Source organism: Hyphomicrobium sp. (assembly GCF_036262015.1).
GTDB lineage: Bacteria > Pseudomonadota > Alphaproteobacteria > Rhizobiales > Hyphomicrobiaceae > Hyphomicrobium_C.
This window is the reverse complement of record NZ_DATAJR010000006.1, coordinates 54955-71608: the sequence shown is the minus strand read 5'-3', so window position 1 is coordinate 71608 and position 16654 is coordinate 54955. Positions and strand designations below refer to the sequence as shown.

The 16654-nt window shown below is 63.7% G+C and carries 12 protein-coding genes; 7 read left to right on the top strand and 5 right to left on the bottom strand.

The window, feature by feature from the left end; translation table 11 throughout:
* Nucleotides 1–10: 10 nt before the first annotated feature.
* On the bottom strand, nucleotides 11–1162 hold the full coding sequence (gene tsaD / locus VHO05_RS05860) for a tRNA (adenosine(37)-N6)-threonylcarbamoyltransferase complex transferase subunit TsaD (RefSeq protein ID WP_414653698.1): 1152 nt from the start codon (nucleotides 1160–1162) through the stop codon (nucleotides 11–13).
* A 54-nt stretch (nucleotides 1163–1216) separates the two neighbouring features.
* Here tsaD and hemC point away from each other — a divergent pair, with 54 nt between their 5' ends.
* The 5 genes from hemC (at nucleotide 1217) to acs (ending at nucleotide 8446) form a co-directional block, all read left to right on the top strand.
* Nucleotides 1217–2146 carry a hydroxymethylbilane synthase gene (gene hemC, locus VHO05_RS05855; protein WP_329645662.1) on the top strand — a complete coding sequence of 310 codons (930 nt, stop codon included), beginning with the start codon at nucleotides 1217–1219 and terminating at the stop codon, nucleotides 2144–2146.
* Nucleotides 2146–2874, top strand: coding sequence for a uroporphyrinogen-III synthase (locus VHO05_RS05850; protein WP_329645661.1), 729 nt, complete (start codon nucleotides 2146–2148; stop codon nucleotides 2872–2874). The genes hemC and VHO05_RS05850 overlap by 1 nt, the downstream gene beginning before the upstream one ends.
* 53 nt (nucleotides 2875–2927) lie before the next feature.
* Nucleotides 2928–4688, top strand: a complete 1761-nt coding sequence (locus VHO05_RS05845; protein WP_329645660.1) for a hypothetical protein — start codon at nucleotides 2928–2930, stop codon at nucleotides 4686–4688.
* Nucleotides 4689–4702: 14 nt separating this feature from the next.
* On the top strand, nucleotides 4703–6376 hold the full coding sequence (locus VHO05_RS05840; protein ID WP_329645659.1) for a heme biosynthesis protein HemY: 1674 nt from the start codon (nucleotides 4703–4705) through the stop codon (nucleotides 6374–6376).
* 129 nt (nucleotides 6377–6505) lie between these two features.
* On the top strand, nucleotides 6506–8446 hold the full coding sequence (gene acs / locus VHO05_RS05835; protein WP_329645658.1) for an acetate--CoA ligase: 1941 nt from the start codon (nucleotides 6506–6508) through the stop codon (nucleotides 8444–8446).
* 70 nt (nucleotides 8447–8516) lie between these two features.
* Here the strand turns inward: acs and VHO05_RS05830 are convergent, their stop codons facing one another.
* Nucleotides 8517–10592, bottom strand: a complete 2076-nt coding sequence (locus VHO05_RS05830; RefSeq protein ID WP_329645657.1) for a M3 family metallopeptidase — start codon at nucleotides 10590–10592, stop codon at nucleotides 8517–8519.
* Between the two features lie 525 nt (nucleotides 10593–11117).
* Here VHO05_RS05830 and VHO05_RS05825 point away from each other — a divergent pair.
* Nucleotides 11118–11507 (top strand): DUF2794 domain-containing protein, encoded by a 390-nt coding sequence (locus VHO05_RS05825; RefSeq protein ID WP_329645656.1) that lies wholly within the window; start codon nucleotides 11118–11120, stop codon nucleotides 11505–11507.
* Nucleotides 11508–11594: 87 nt separating this feature from the next.
* Here the strand turns inward: VHO05_RS05825 and VHO05_RS05820 are convergent, their stop codons facing one another.
* The 3 genes from VHO05_RS05820 to VHO05_RS05810 all read right to left on the bottom strand — a co-directional run bounded on the left by VHO05_RS05820 (nucleotide 11595) and on the right by VHO05_RS05810 (nucleotide 15877).
* Nucleotides 11595–12368, bottom strand: coding sequence for a Bax inhibitor-1/YccA family protein (locus tag VHO05_RS05820; protein ID WP_329645655.1), 774 nt, complete (start codon nucleotides 12366–12368; stop codon nucleotides 11595–11597).
* A gap of 219 nt (nucleotides 12369–12587) precedes the next feature.
* Nucleotides 12588–15170: an ABC transporter permease gene (locus tag VHO05_RS05815; RefSeq protein ID WP_329645654.1), complete on the bottom strand. Its 2583-nt coding sequence runs from the start codon at nucleotides 15168–15170 to the stop codon at nucleotides 12588–12590.
* Nucleotides 15167–15877: an ABC transporter ATP-binding protein gene (locus VHO05_RS05810; protein WP_329645653.1), complete on the bottom strand. Its 711-nt coding sequence runs from the start codon at nucleotides 15875–15877 to the stop codon at nucleotides 15167–15169. Before VHO05_RS05810 ends, VHO05_RS05815 begins: the two co-directional genes overlap by 4 nt.
* Before the next feature lie 73 nt (nucleotides 15878–15950).
* Between VHO05_RS05810 and VHO05_RS05805 the strand changes: the two genes are divergently transcribed.
* Complete coding sequence (locus VHO05_RS05805) at nucleotides 15951–16649, top strand: arylesterase (protein WP_329645652.1); 699 nt, start codon at nucleotides 15951–15953, stop codon at nucleotides 16647–16649.
* Nucleotides 16650–16654 lie beyond the last annotated feature (5 nt).

Sequence of the window (16654 nt, the reverse complement as noted above, 5' to 3'; positions counted from 1 at the left end):
TCACAACAGATCACGCCTTGACGCCCGCTCCGATGGCGGCCGGCGCACCGGGGTCGAGCGGCCATCGCGGCTTGGCAGCGAAGTCCAGCCCGTCGACGAGGCCGCGGGCAAGCCGCTCTGCGCCTGCCCATGCGATCATCGCGCCGTTGTCCGTGCAGAGCGCGGGGGGTGGAACGGCGAGGCTAAAGCCGTGCTCACCAGCAACCTTCGAGAGTGCAGCGGAGATGCTTTTGTTTGCCGCGACGCCGCCTGCTACCGTGAGCCAACGCGGCACACCGGGGCCGAAGGCCGGCTCGGCCAGTTCCATCGCACGCGCCACACGGTCAGCGATGACATCGCACACAGCGGCCTCGAACGCCGCGCAGAGATCGGCGATGTCGCGCTCGGAGAGGGGGGCCGCCGCCTCTGCGCGCTGGCGCAGCGCCGTCTTGAGACCGGCAAGGGAAAAGTGAGGCTCGGCGCGTCCGAGCATAGGTCGGGGCAACGGGAACCGGGCCGGATCGCCGGAGCGCGCAGCCCGCTCCACCTCCGGTCCACCGGGATAGCCGAGCCCGAGCAGCTTCGCCGTCTTGTCGAAGGCTTCTCCAACGGCGTCGTCGATGGTGGTGCCCAAGCGGCGATAGCGGCCCACATCCTCAACGAGCAACGTTTGCGTATGCCCGCCGGAGACCAGAAGCATAAGATAAGGCGGCGGGAGACCGTCGGTCAGACCAACCGTCAACGCGTGTGCTTCCAGGTGATTGATGGCAAGGAAGGGTTTTCCGCTCGCCAGCGCCAAGGCCTTGCCTGTCACAAGCCCCACAACCAGCCCGCCGTTGAGGCCGGGCCCAGCGGTCGCGGCTATGCCCGAAAGGTCAGCTAGGCTGACGCCGGCTTGGTCCAGGGCCGCCGCAATGATTGCGTCGAGGCAATCGACATGGGCGCGCGCAGCAATTTCCGGCACAACGCCCCCGTAAGGCCGGTGCTCGGCAAGCTGGGATCGGACCACATTCGACAGGATACGGCCCCGTGCCGCGCCGTCCCACGACACGACGGACGCGGCTGTTTCGTCGCAGCTCGTCTCAATGCCGAGCACGACGAGCGGAGATCCCGAAGGCTTCGATTTACTCTCTTCCGCCGGCACGTCCTGGTCCCGTTTGCGTTCGCAGCCGTGCGGGGGCATTAATGGCGCCGCGCGGCCGGTTAGGCCGTGGCCCTAACACTTGGAGCCCTCGACTTGCAAGCTCGCACCCTTCGTATCGGAACGCGCGGTTCGCCCCTCGCACTCGCCCAGGCCCACGAGGTCCGGGATCGGCTGATGGCGGCTCATGGTCTGAGCGAGGAGCAAATCGAGATCCGGGTCTACAAGACCACGGGCGACATGATCCTCGACCGGCCGCTCGCGGAGGTCGGCGGAAAAGGTCTCTTTACCAAAGAGATCGAGGAAGCGCTGATCGCGAACGAGATCGATCTCGCCGTGCATTCCATGAAAGACATGCAGACCGAGCTCCCCGAAGGCCTCGGTATCGGAGCGGTGCTTCCGCGTGAAGACGTGCGCGATGCCTTCATCTCCCTCAAGTACGCTTCGCTTGCGGACTTGCCGGAAGGGTCCGTGGTCGGCACGTCGAGCCTCAGGCGACAAGCGCAGGTGAAGCGTATCCGTCCAGACCTGACGGTGGTCGGGTTCCGTGGCAACGTGCAGACGCGCCTCAAAAAGCTCGCCGATGGAGTCGCGGACGCGACGCTGCTCGCGTGTGCGGGTTTGAAGCGCCTGGGCATGGCAGACCGCATTACGTCGGCGATCGCGACCGAGGAGATGCTGCCCGCCGTGGCGCAGGGCGCCATCGCCATCGAGATCCGTCAAGACGACAGCGCGACAAAAGGCTTCCTCGCGCCGCTCAATCATGAGCCGACGGCGTTGTGCGTTACAGCCGAGCGCGCGTTTCTCGCGCGGCTCGAAGGCTCATGCCGCACGCCGATTGCAGGGCTTGCGCGGCTGGAGGGCGAAACTCTCGTGTTCCGCGGCATGACCTTCTCGCCCGACGGAACGGCCTGCTTCGAAATCGATCGTGACGCACCTGCTTCTGAGGCCGCAGCTCTGGGAGCGGCGGCAGCCGACGTCCTGCTCGAGCGGGGAGCACAGGCCATCTTCACGCGGACGTCGTGATGCATCTCCTCCTCACAAGACCCGATCCGGGACCGGATGCGGATCCGCTCGCTTTGGCTTTGATAGCCGCGGGGCATCGCATCACGCACGCTCCGCTTCTTACGGTGCACACAGTGGGCAAGCTGCCCTCGCTCGCGGGCGTTCAGGGCTTCATTGCCACCAGCCGCAATGGCCTCAAGGCGGTTGCGCCGTTGCCCGAGCACGCACAATCGCTGCCGTTGCTGGCCGTCGGTCCGGGTACGGGAGAGCTTGGGCGCGAACTCGGCTTTCGCCAGGTCATCGAGGGACCGGGGACGGGGCGCGAGCTGGCAGAGATTATCCGTGAAACGATTGACCCCGGAGCCGGTGCCCTGGTTCATCTTGCAGCTGAAACGCTGGCGTTCGACCTCAAGGGCGCATTGGCTGGAGACGGATTTGAGGTGCGAACGGAGGTCGTTTACCGAACCGACCCGGTCAGCACGCTCCCAGCCGATGCGACAACGGCCCTCAGGGACCATCGCATCGACGGCGTCGTGCTGATGTCGCCCAGAACTGCCAGGGTTTACGCCAAATTAGCCGCCGATGGCGGACTTGTAGCCGAGACGCGGAAGGTCGTGCACTTCTGCCTGTCCGATGCGGTTGCCCGGGAGCTTTGTCCCTTGGGGACCGTTAAGACGGTGGTCGCCCGCTTGCCCAACTCTCAAGAAATGCTTGCCCTTATTGCCCGCGAGGCGTCAGACTCAGTCTAGGCCGCTCCCGCTCCCCCCGCGATGCGACCACAGCCCCTGGAGACCCTGCTCCCATGATCGACAAGCCCGATCCGAAGGTTGCTGGCCGGACCGACAGTCCTGGCGTCAAGCGCCCTCACGCAACGCTCGACCTGAAGGCAACGGAAGTGCGCGCGCCTGCTACGCCGTCGACCAGCGCAAGCGGCGCATCGCCATCGCAGCCGTCATCGAGCGCCTCAGCAGCCAGTTCATCGTCCGCTAGCCAATCCGCAGCGGGTGCGTCCACGGCGTCGACTGGCTCGAAACCGTCCGCGCCGTCGGCTCCTGCAGGTGCCGCCAAGCCATCAGACCCAGGAGCGGCGCCGAAGTCGACCGGGAGCAAGACAGAGCCTGCACCAGCTCCCACAGCGACGACCGGCGGCGGCGGGTTCTTCTCGCACCTTCTTGCCGGCCTCGTCGGTGGCGGATTGGTCTATGCCGGTACCGCATTCCTTCCCGAACCGCCGAACAGTCCCACGGCGCAACTCTCGGCCCGCATCGCCACGCTCGAAGCCGCACCGAAAGACGGCGCGGATATCGGCGCGCTCAATGCGAAGATCGACGATGCGGAACGCCAGCTCGCGAAGCTCCAGGAGCTAGAGCAAAACGTCATCGCGCTCCGCGACTCACAGAATTCGCTCCAGGCCGAGACGAAATCTCTGGTTGAGACCACCCAAAACAGTGGTGCCGCAGCCAGCGGCGAGCGGCTGGCGAAGCTCGAGGAACAGCTTGCGATGATCGCCGCCAGCGCGCCGGACTCCGAGGGCCGTTTGCCCCAGCTCGCGGCTGTTACGGGCAAGATCTCCGATCTCGAAACGTCGTTGGCCAATCAGATCGCAAGCCTGCGCAAGGGGCTGCCTGCCGACATCGAGCAACGCATCGCGGCCACCGCGGAAGCCAGCGAAGCCGCCAAGGCCGCCTCGTCTCGCCTGGACCGCGAACTGACGCAGGTGCGGACCGACCAGGCACGCGGCACACAGCAGGTTGAAGCACAGAAGGCCAGCACGGACCGGCTTTCGGCGGCTGTTGAGGCCGTACGGGAAGAGACCGCTCGGCTGTCGAGTGTCGTCGGAGAGCTTCGCAGCTCCGTCGAGTCTCAGCTCAAGTCCGTCACGCGTCCGGCAGACGTTTCCGCTGCCATCGGTCCGGTCAGCACCAAGATCGCCGAACTCGAGCAGAACGTACAGAATGTCGTGCAAAGCGAGCAGAGCCGTAAGCAGGATGCCGAGCGTATCGTGCTCTCGCTCGAGCTTTCGAACCTGAAGCGTGCGCTCGACCGCGGACAGGGGCAAGGCTATGCCGTCGAGCTCGAACAGGTGCGCAAGGCATCGGCCGGGCAACTCGATCTGGGCCCGCTCGATAAATTCAAGGACACCGGCGTCGCCACGCTCGCACAGCTGAAGGCCGATTTCCGCCCCGTGATGAATGCCGTCATCGACGCTGATCTCGAACCCGCCGACGGTTCCGTCATCGATCGTCTCTGGTCGGGCGCGAAGTCGGTCGTGCGCGTGCGCAAGGTCAGTCATGAGGCCGACGATACGAGCACCGAGGCTATCGTTGCGCGGATCGAGTCCGCTCTCAACGACGGCCAGCTGGGCGATGTAATCGCCCAGGCGAAAGCATTGCCGCAACGGGCACAGCCCGCGATCGAGGACTGGCTCCAAAAGGTCACCGCACGCCACTCGGTCGATCAGGCCATCGCCACGCTCGATGGCCGGCTCAAGGCGTCGCTCTCCGGTGCGGCGGATGTTTCTCCAGCGCCTGCGACGCCGGCGCCCGCACCTTCCAATCATTGAGAGGACAGTGACCGATGACGCGTCTCGTCCTGTTTCTCCTCGGTGTGATCCTGCTTGCGACGGGCCTGGCTTGGCTCGCGGATCGGCCTGGATCGCTCCTTATCACATGGCAAGGCTATGAGATCGAAACGAGCGTGTTCCGCGCGGTCGTCATCTTTGCCGCTCTGATCGGTCTTGCGCTGCTCATCTGGACGATCCTGACACAGATCTGGTCGAGCCCGGCGGCGGTCAGCCACTTCCTGACCCGGCGGCGTCAGCGGCGCGGTCTCGATGCGCTCTCGAGCGGCATGATCGCCATCGGCGCAGGCGACAAATCGATGGCCACTCGCTATGCACTCCAGGCGAGAAAGTCCCTGCCGAACGAGCCCCTGACGCACCTCTTGCGTGCGCAAGCGGCCCAGCTCTCCGGCGACAAAGCCACCGCACGGCGCATTTTCGAAGCCATGCTCGCTTCACCCGATACCGAACAGCTGGGTCTGAGAGGTCTTTTCCTCGAAGCCGGGCGCGAGGGGGAGCGTGAGGCGCAGCGCCAATTCGCCGAACGGGCGTTGCGGCTCAATCCGAAACTGTCGTGGCCCGTGGAGGCGCTCTTCGACCTTCAATGTCAGGCCGGCGACTGGAACGGGGCGCTTGCGACGCTTGCGCTGGCCAAACGGCACGGACAGGTGGATCGGCCGACCGCCGACCGGCGTCGTGCTATTCTTCTCACCGCCCAGGCGCAGGCGCTCGAGGAGGACGATCCCGAGAAGGCGCTCACACTCGCGCTTGAGGCACATGGCCTTGCTCCCTCACTCATTCCGTCCGCCGCAATCGCGGGACGGCTGCTTGCGGCGCGGGGCAACACGCCCCGCGCGGCGAAGGTCATCCAGAAGACATGGGTGAAGTCTCCGCATCCCGAGCTTGCGACGGCCTATGCCTACGCGCGCATCGGCGACAGCCCGCGCGACCGGCTCGACCGCGTGAAGCAGCTCTTCACGCTCAACCCGCATTCGATCGAAAGCTCGATCGCCGTGGCGCTAGCGGCCATCGAGGCTCATGACTACGCCGAGGCGCGGCGCATTCTGCAGCCATTCACCGAAAACGGCCTGACGCGGCGAATTGCGGCTCTCCTCGCGCGCATCGAAGCCGAGGAAAGCGGCGACAAGGGACGGGCGCGCGAGTGGCTCGCACGCGCCGTCACGGCACCCCGCGATGCGGCCTGGACCGCTGACGGCGTGACCTCCGACCGGTGGGCACCGACCTCTCCCGTAACGGGCCAGATCGACGCGTTCGAATGGCGCGTTCCAGTCGACGAACCGGATGGCAGCGAGGAGCGCATTCTCGGCGCGGACCTGACGGAGTTCATTGCGTCTGGCGAGCCGGAGACAGTCATCGTCAAGGCGGAGCCGGTGTCGATTTCGCGCGAAGACACGCAGCCTCCAAAGGCTGCTGCGCCAACCGCCGATGAGAAGGCGCCTGCGGCTCCTCCGCAGGAGGCTCACAAAGACGACGCTGCCGTCGTGGAACCGGAGCCGACTCCGGCCACGCGCCGGACCAATAGTCGTGGCAGCGACTCGGCGCACCGCTCCGCACCCACCAAGGTTTTCACTCCACCGCGCGCGCCTGACGACCCAGGTCCGGAGTCCGACGAGGATACTGCCGATGTTGTCAGCAGTAGACCAGCGGCCTTGAAGTCCGGATTAACCTAGCCGGTCTCTCTCGAGAGCACGTCCAGGTAGGCCGTATCGCCTTCGACCAAGGGGGAAGTTGTCGCTCGCGTCGCGAGTGCCCATAATGGCCGCTACAAGAAGAAGCCAGATTTCCGGGAGGAGTTAAGGATGTCAGATAAGGCGTATCCTGTTACGCCCGAGTGGGCGAGCCGCGCTTGGCTCGATGATGCGAAATACCGCGCCCTCTACGAACAGTCCGTCAAAGACCCCGAAGGGTTCTGGGCCGAGAATGGCCTCCGGATCGATTGGATCAAACCTTATACCAAAGTGAAGAATACGAACTTTGGACCGGGTGACGTCTCGATCAAGTGGTTCGAGGACGGCACGCTGAACTTGGCTGCCAACTGTATCGACCGCCATCTCGAAACGCGTGGCGATCAGGTCGCCATCATCTGGGAAGGTGACGACCCCACCGAAGATCAGACGATTACGTATCGCCAGCTTCACGAGCGCGTGTCGAAATTCGCCAACGTGCTCAAGGCTCATGGGGTCGCCAAAGGCGACCGCGTCACGCTCTATTTGCCGATGATCCCCGAGGCTGCGTACGCCATGTTGGCCTGCGCGCGCATCGGCGCCGTCCACTCGATCGTATTCGCTGGATTTTCTCCGGACAGCCTCGCGGATCGCATCGAGGACGCCGGGTCGAAAATCATCATCACATCCGACGAGGGCCTTCGCGGCGGCAAGCCCGTTCCGCTCAAAAAGAACACCGATGAAGCCTTAAAGAAACGCGCCAAGGGCGATGAAAAGGTGCTGGTCGTGCGCCGTACCGGCTCGCCCGTACCATGGACCGGCGGCCGCGATCTCTGGATGCACGAGGAACTCGAAAAGGTTTCAGCCGATTGTCCGCCGGTTGAAGTCAATGCCGAGGATCCGCTGTTTATCCTCTACACCTCCGGATCGACCGGAAAACCCAAAGGCGTCGTGCATACGACGGGCGGCTACCTCTTGTTCGCGTCGATGACGCATCAATACGTCTTCGACTATCACCAGGGCGATGTCTACTGGTGCACGGCGGACGTGGGCTGGGTCACGGGCCACAGCTACATCGTCTACGGGCCGCTCGCGAACGGCGCGACGACGCTCATGTTCGAGGGTGTACCGACCTATCCAAGCGCCTCGCGCTTCTGGGATGTCGTGGACAAGTGGAAGGTCAACACGTTCTACACGGCGCCGACGGCGATCCGCTCGCTCATGGGCGCCGGCGACGATTTCGTGAAACGGACCAACCGGTCCTCGCTGCGTCTTCTCGGCAGTGTCGGCGAGCCGATCAATCCAGAGGCCTGGGAATGGTATAACCGCGTGGTTGGTGAGCACCGGTGCCCGATCGTCGACACATGGTGGCAGACGGAGACCGGCGGCATTCTCATCACGCCTCTCCCCGGTGCGACCGCCTTGAAACCAGGATCGGCGACCCGGCCGTTTTTCGGCGTCCAGCCCGCTCTCGTCGACGACAAGGGCAATATTCTGGAAGGCGCCGAGCAAGGCAATCTCGTCATTCTGGACAGCTGGCCGGGCCAAGCCCGCACGCTGTTCGGAGACCACGAGCGCTTCGTGCAGACGTACTTCAGCACCTATCCGGGAACCTATTTCACCGGCGACGGCTGCCGGCGCGACGAGGACGGCTACTACTGGATCACCGGACGCGTCGACGACGTGATCAATGTGTCCGGCCATCGGATGGGGACGGCCGAAGTGGAGAGCGCTCTCGTGGGTCATCCCAAGGTCGCGGAAGCGGCCGTCGTCGGCTACCCGCACGATCTCAAGGGTCAGGGCATCTATTGCTACGTGACGCTGAATGCGGGCGAAGCTCCCTCGGACGAGCTGCGCAAGGAACTCGTGCAGCACGTGCGCCGCGAGATTGGGCCCATCGCATCCCCGGACGTCATCCAGTTCGCTCCGGGATTGCCGAAGACCCGCTCGGGCAAGATCATGCGCCGAATCCTGCGCAAGATCGCCGAGAACGAGTTCGGGAGCCTCGGTGACACATCAACGCTTGCCGATCCCTCGGTCGTGGATGACCTGATCCAGAACCGCAAGGCGGGGTAGACGCGGCACTCGCCTCTCAACATCACTGGATGGCCGGGTCAAGCCCGGCCATCACGTCGGTGGGGGACCACTATTCCAAGCCGCGCTTGCGGAGAAGCCCGTCGATCTCCGGCGCACGGCCCCGGAACGAGATGTAGGCGTCCAGCGCATCCTGCCGTCCACCTGCCGAATAGATGTGCGTCTTGAGCCTGTTTGCCGTCTTCTTGTCGAAGATGTTGCCCGTCTCCGTGAAGGCGGCGAAGGCGTCGGCGTCCATCACCTCGGACCAGAGGTAGCTGTAGTAGCCGGCCGCATAGCCACCGATGATGTGCTGGAAATGCGGGATGCGATGGCGTGGCACGATCTCGGCCGGCATCCCGATGCGGGCCAGCACCTCGCTTTCAAACGAGTCGACATCCAACCCCGACGCATCGTTGAGAGAATGCAGCTCAAGATCGAGCAGCGTGGAGGCCGTGTACTCCACCGTCTGGAAACCCTGATTGAACGTGCGCGCGGCTTCGAGCTGCTTGAGCAGGCGCTCGGGCATCGGCTTTCCGGTCTTTTCGTGGAGCGCAAAGCGCTTCAGTACCTCAGGCCGCGACAGCCAGTGCTCGTAAAGCTGGGATGGCAGCTCGACGAAATCGTGCAGCACATTCGTCATGGCAAGAGACGGGTAGGTAACATCCGACAACAGGCCATGCAGGCCGTGGCCCAACTCGTGGAACAGCGTGCGCGCATCATCGAACGACAGGAGCGTCGGCGTGCCGGTTGCGCCGCGCGCAACACTCATCACGTTGACGACGATGGGCCGGATGCTGCCGGTGAGCTTGTGCTGGCCGCGATAGGACGACATCCAGGCGCCCGAGCGCTTGGAAGGCCGTGCGTAGTAGTCGCCATAGAACAAGCCGACATGATCGCCCGCCTTCGTTTTCACCTCCCAGGCGCGCACGTCCGGATGGTAGACCGGCACATCCGGCCGCTCCTCGAATACGATTCCGAACAGCTTTCCTGCCGTGTCGAAGGCGGCTTCGAGCACATTTTCGAGCGCAAGGTAGGAGCGCACCTCACCCTCGTCGAGGTCGTAACGCGCCTTGCGCTCCTTCTCGGCGTAATAGCGCCAATCCCAGGCGGCGATCTTGAAGTTCTCACCGCCGGCGCGGGCACGTTTTTCGAGCGCATCCCGCTCAGCGCGGGCGCTGCGGAGGGCCGCGGGCCAGACCTTGTCGAGAAGCGTGCGGACGCCGGCTGGCGTCTTGGCCATAGTGTCCTCGAGCACATAGTCGGCGAAGGTCTCGAAGCCGAGGAGCCGCGCGAGCTCGCTCCGAAGCTTTATCATCTCGACGACGATCTTCCGGTTGTCGGTCTTGCCGCCGAGCTCGCCGCGTTTGATCCAGGCTTTCCAGGCCTCCTCACGCAAGTCGCGCCGGGCCGAGAACTGCAGGAACGACTCCACGCTGGAGCGGGCGAGCGTGATCGCATACTGGCCGGGCTTCCCGAGATCGGTGGCGGCCTGAGCTGCCGCGGCGCGAACGCTCTCCGGCAGGCCTTCTAGATCCCGTTCGCCATCCAGCATCATGTGCCACGCCTGCTCATCGGCGAGCACGTTCTGCGTGAAGGCCGTTCCCAGCTTGGCCAGCTCCGTATTGATTTCGGAAACGCGCTTGCGCGACTTGGCATCGAGCTTGGCGCCGGCGCGCACGAACCCTTTGTAGGTCCGCTCGAGAAGACGGACCGACTCGGCGTCGAGACCGAGCTCATCGCGCCGCTCGTGGAGGTCGGCGATGCGCAGGAACAGGCGCCGGTTGAGCAGGATTGCGCTTTGATGCTGCGCGAGGCGGGGAGAGATATCGCGTTCAATGGCCTGCAGCGCATCGTTGGTGTCGGCGCTCGCGAGATTGAAGAAGACATCCGCCACTTTGCTCAACAGTACGCCGCTTTTCTCGAGCGCAACGATCGTATTGGCAAACGTCGGCCTCTGCTCCTTGCCGGCGATTTCGGCGATTTCCTGCTTGTGAGTCTTCAGCGCGAGATCGAACGCAGGCTTGAAACGCTTCGGCTCAATCGCCTTGAAAGGCGGCGCCTTGAAGGGAGTGCGCCACGGGGCGAGCAGGGGATTTTGCGGGCGTTTTGCGGCTTCGCTTTTGGTTTTGCGTGCCTTCGTCGCCATATCCGGTCCTCTCTCGAAACTTTGGAGGGCGAATCGATAGCGGATTGTGCGGACAAAAACAAAGGGCCGACTTGGCGCCAGCCCTTTGCCGAGACGAGAGAGCAGTTTAGAGGCGTTGCCCACCCGGCTGCCGAGACCCAATCAGACTGGGGGCTCGGGAGGTCCGATCAGCCACGACAGCCGCGCAGGTGGTCAACGCGACAGAGTCTGGACGCGATTCTGGGCGGACGCGGGGCCGCATGGCGTCGCCAATCCGGCGGCACGAAGGAATTTCTGGGGGTGCTGGGATCGCGTCGTGTGGGAAAAGGAAATGGCCCGGTCCAGGGAGATTCGCTGCGGATGGGGGCTTGGGGCATTAATCCGAAGCGGGGGATGGACCGGGCCAGACGCTGAACATGATCCTACCCATCAATGGGGCTTGCCAAAGGACGCTTTGTGGCAGTGGTGTGAAATCTCGACGCGGAACGGCTTGAAAATCCGACGAACCAGCGCGATCATGCTTCCACGGCTGAAGGGAGGCGCGCTTTGAGCGAATCCGATCCGATACGTTTCCGCCCGCGTGAGGCCGGCTCTCATTCACGCACATCCACACACCTCAATTCCAATTCTGCTCGCATCGCTCCGGTCGTCGCGTTCAATCGCGCCGAGCTGGATGCCATTCTTGCCGTGTACGCCCGCAAGGTGGCAGCGGGCGAATGGCGCGACTACGCGCTGGAGATGGGACGCGACAAGGCCGTGTTCGCGATCTTCCAGCGGGCGTCCGAGTACCCACTGTTCCGCGTCGAGAAGTGCCCGCGGCTTGCACGTCGCCAGGGCGCCTACAGTGTTGTGCTCAGGAGCGGAGCAATCTTAAAGCGCGGGCACGAGCTGGCGCGCGTGCTGCTTGCCTGCGAGAGCGTGAAGTTCGGCCATTGAAGTTGAAGACGCGTCGCCAACAAATCGAAAGGGCCCCGCCTTGCAGCGGGGCCCTTCGCACGTTTAGGTCACGTCGGTGTTTCTGCCCTACTCGCGGCTACCCATAAGCTGGAGCAGGTTGACGAAGAGGCCAACGAAGTCCTGGTACAGCGACAGGGCGCCGAAGATCGAAGCCTTGGCAGCCGCTTCGGCGTTGCCGGCGACCTCGAAGTAGGTGTCCTTGATGCGCTGCGTGTCGTAGGCCGTGAAGCCCGCGAACACGAGCACGCCGATCACAGAGATCGCGAAGCTCATCGCGCTCGACTGCGTGAAGAGGTTCACGAGGCTGGCGATGATGACGCCGATCAAGCCCATAAAGAGGAACGAGCCCCAACCGGAGATGTCACGCTTCGTGGTGTAGCCCCAGATCGAGAGGCTCGCGAACGTTGCCGCCGAGATGAAGAAGACGTTGGCGATCGACGTGCTGGTGAAGACCAGCAGGATCGACGACAAAGACGCACCGACAAGAGCGGCGTAGATCCAGAACGAGGTCTGGGCAGCGCCAACGCTCATGCTGTTCGCCTTGAAAGCGAAGAAGAAGACAAAGGCGAGCGGCGCGAAGAACAGGACCCACTTCAGCGGGCTGGTGAAGATCGCGACGCCGAAGGACGTCAGCATCTTGCCGTTGGGTAGCGTTGCGGCGGCGGAGGCAGCGTCGTTGGTGACGGCCATCGAGAAAACGAGATAGGCGACGATGCCGGTCAGCGCGACGCCAGCCGCCATGTAATTATAGACGCCCAGCATGTATGCGCGCAGACCTTCGTCGACGTCGGCGCGGCCGACGGTCGTCGATTGCGTGTATCTGCTGTCAAACTGTGCCATCGTGTGTGAGTCCCCTTAAAGACTTCTAGCGCAAACTGAATTTGCCCCAGGCATATTGGGTCAGGACACCCTCCTTTCAAGGACGGGTTCCTGCATGCCGGGCACGTAATTCCATATATAAGCCAATTCGGCCAGAATGTTAATCTCGCCGCTCTGGTAAAACGTACCTCAATACTGATGTATATTTACGTATGGCTAAGATTAGCGAAGCCAAATTTCCTATTCAGATCTGAGGGTAGCCGCCGGCTTGGCGCGCAGCGCTGCCCACGTCCCTAAGGAACCGAACAGAAGGACGAGGCCGATCGCGAGGGCGAGCGCACGCAAGACCGCTTCGACGCTGAAGGTGAAGGGGATCTTCATCACCTCCGTGACACCGACCCAGGCGGCGAGGGCGCCGAGCACCGCAGCGAATAGTGCGGCCACGGTGGCAAGCAGCGTGTACTCGATGAAGTGCGTCATCAGAATCCTGCGTCGCGTCGCTCCGAGCACCTTCAGGACGACGGCTTCGAGAATGCGGCGGCGCTGAGCCGTGGCGAGGGCCCCGGCAAGAACAAGCGCACCGGCAATCAGTGTCACGGCGCCCGCAACGCGCACGGCCACCATGACCTTCGTCAGAATCTCGGTCGCGGCGTTGAGCGCATCCTTCACGCGGATGACCGTGACGGATGGAAACGCCTTGCCGACCGCGCGACCGATCCGGGCCTCCGTGTCGAGCGAGGTGCCTTCGGGCAGGCTGACCGTCGCCAGCAGCTTATGCGGGGCACTCTTCAACGCATTGGATGAAAAGACGAGGACGAAGTTGAGGGTCAGGCTTTCCCATTTCACCTCCCGCAGATTGGCGATGCGGGCCGTGAGATTGCGGCCCAGCACATTGACTGTGACCTGGTCTCCGATCTTGAGGCCAAGGTGGTGCGCAAGGTCGCGTTCGAAGGATACGAGGGGCTCGCCGGAATAGTCCGCCGGCCACCAGTCGCCCTCGACGAGGGTCGAGCCTTCGGGGAGCGTGTCGGAATAGGTGAGCCCTCGATCGCCATTCAGCACCCATTGCGCTTCGGGGGGCGGCTTGAATTCTTCGGCCTTTCGGCCCTTCAGCTCGACCAGCCGGCCGCGCAGCATCGGCGCGTTGACGAGGTGCGTGCCTGGCGCTTCGCGCTCCACGATCTTGGCGAGATCGTCGGCCTCGTTCTTCGGCACATCGAGCAAGAAATAGCTCGGTGCTTTCTGCGGGAGGCGGCCGGTCAGCTCTTGCACGAGCGACGCATCCGCGAGCGCCACGGCCACGAGCAAGGACAGGCCCGCACCGAGCGAGACAACAACGGAGCGTGTGAGACCACCGGGCGCTCCAATATTGCCGATGGCGAGCGCCAATTCCGGCCACTTGGGCCGCGCGATGCGACGCGCGCCCCACGTGACGACAGACCCGAGTGCCGTGAAAACCAGGAACACGAGAATGAGCGCGCCGCAGAAATAGAGCGCGATGCGCATGGACTCAGCCATCATCAGCACGAACCCGAGGAGCGCCGCGGCAATCACCGCGGTGAGCGCAATAATTCCACGGCGCGGCCAGACGCGTTCCGGTGCGATCTCATCACGGAAGAGAACGCTCGGCTTGATGAGCTCTGCGCGACCCAAGGGCCACAACGTAAAGAGAAGCGCGACAAGCAGGCCGTAGGTCGCGCTGGTCACGATACTGCCGAGCGAATAGGCGAGTTCCGCCTTGATAGGCAGCGCATCCCCGTAGAACGCAATCAAGAAGCGTGGCGCCGACAGGCCGATCGCCAAACCGACGACGACGCCGATCAGCGAAATGGCCAACACTTGTATCAGAAAGATGAGCAGAACCGTTCGGCTGGTCGCGCCCACCGTTTTCATCGTGGCGATAACGTTGCGGCGGCGATCGATGAACGTCGCGACTGCGCTGGCGATGCCGACGCCGCCGACGAGCAAGGCAGCTAGTCCCAGAAACGTCAGGAATTGGCGGAGCCGGTCAAGCGTGCGCGTAACCTGGGGAGACGGGTCACGGCGATCGGCAATGATGAAGCCCGACGTCTCGAGCTGCGATTTCGCCGTAGTGCGAAAGGCAGCCAGGTCGTCGCGCCCGGCGCCTACTTCCGGAGGAAGCTTCAGCGCGTAGCGCCAGCGAATAAGCGTGCCAGGCTGCACCAAACCAGTCTTGTCGAGCGTGGCCAGAGAGGCAAATACGCGCGGTCCATAGGTCAGCCGGTCGGCGACGGCATCGGGTTCGTTGATCAACGTCGCGCGGATGGTGGCTTCAGCGTCGCCGATGCGAATCTTATCGCCGACCTTCACGCCAAGCTGATTCAAGAGAACAGGTGTGACGACGACACCCCCATCGGACGTCATGGCGTCCGCGAACGGCATCCCCTCGACGTCCACGGTTCCGGCGAGCGGATAGGCGGCGTCAACGCCCTTGATCTCGATGAGCGCCTGCTCGTTGCCATCGAGCGTCCGCGCCATGGTGCGCATCGTGGCCGTTTCGCTAACGCGCCCGCGCGCTTGAAACCAGTTCCGTTCGGCATCCGTCGCGCGCGCGTGCATACGAGAGAACGTCACGTCGCCGCCGAGGATCATCTCGCCCTGGCGCTCGAATCCTGCGCGCAGCGCATCGGAGAGCGTACTCACGGTTGCAATCACAGCCACGCCGAGCGCGACGCAGGCCATGAAGATGTAGAAGCCATTGAGGCCCGCGCGCAACTCGCGCAAGGCAATGCCGAAGAGTCGCGGCAAGCGCAGACCTGTCCGCGCGACGGGCGCAGTTGTTGCCAGATCCGTTGCGGTCATGCGGCCACCACAGCCTGTTCATCCGCCACGATTTGTCCATCCGCCATGCGGATCGTGCGCTCGCACTCCCTGGCGAGCCGTTCGTCGTGTGTGACGAGAACCAGTGTCGCGCCACTCTTGCGCTTCATGCCGAAGAGAAGGTCAACGACCTGACGCCCGGTCCTGCCATCGAGATTGCCGGTGGGTTCATCCGCCAAGAGCAGCTTCGGCTGTGGTGCAAGCGCGCGCGCGAGCGCCACGCGCTGCTGCTCGCCGCCTGAAAGCTGCGCGGGAAAATGGTCGAGGCGTGGGGCGAGGCTGACATCGGACAGCAGGGTTCGCGCGCGCTCCCGCGCGTCACCAGCGCCCGCGAACTCCAGCGGAAGCGCTACGTTCTCGAGCGCCGTCATGGTCGGGATAAGATGGAATGATTGAAATACGATGCCGATGTCCTCGCCGCGCGCGAGTGCCATCTGATCCTCGTCGAGGGCATTGAAATCGCGGCCTGCAACGTGCACATCCCCACTGGTGGCTCGCTCGAGCCCGGCAAGGATCATGAGCAACGACGTTTTCCCAGACCCTGACGGTCCGACAATGGCCACTGACTGCCCGCGTGGGACTTCCAGAGAAATGCCCTTCAGGATCTCGACGACACCGGCCCTGCTCTCCAGGTTGAGGCGGACATCGGTCAGGCGAATGATCGGCTCGGGCACTTGGGGAGGCTCCATCAGGCTCGGTGTCTCTCGAATGCTAGAGAGATTCAACGGACCGGTAACTGTCGCGGTGAGGTGAGGCAAAAAAATGAAGGCAAAGCAAAGTGCTTCGACCTTCGTGGGTCAGATGGTGAGACTGATCGCGATCGTCAACCTCTGGCTCCTGGTCGGCTTCGGCGCCGCGCACGCGGCAGACGATGCGGCGCCGATCCGGATCGTGGCCTTGGGCGACAGCCTGACAGCCGGATACATGCTGAAGCCAGACGGCGCATTTCCAGTGCAACTCGCCGCGGCGCTCAAGGCCAAGGGCTATTCCGTCGACGTCTCGAACGCGGGCGTGTCCGGCGACACGACCGCTGCCGGGCTCGAACGGTTCGACTGGGCCATCCCTGAGGGAACAGAGGCCGTCATCGTCGAGCTCGGCGCGAACGACGCGCTGCGCGGAATCGATCCTGACGAAACGCGCGGCAACCTCGACACCATCCTCGCGAAGCTCCGGGGCCGGAACATCGTCGTGCTCATTGCGGGCATGGAGGCGCCTAAGAACTGGGGCAAAGAGTACGAAACACGCTTCGCAGCCATTTTCAGCGACCTCGCCGAAAAACACGGCGCGTTGCTTTATCCCTTCTTTCTCGACGGCGTAGCGCTCGATGCCAAACTCAATCTGCCGGACGGAATGCATCCGACCGAGGAAGGCATTGGCGTCATCGTCGCGCGCATTCTGCCCAAAGTCGAAGAGTTGATCACGCGTGTGCGCGAGCGCCGTTCGGCGCTTTCGAAGTCGTAAAAGCC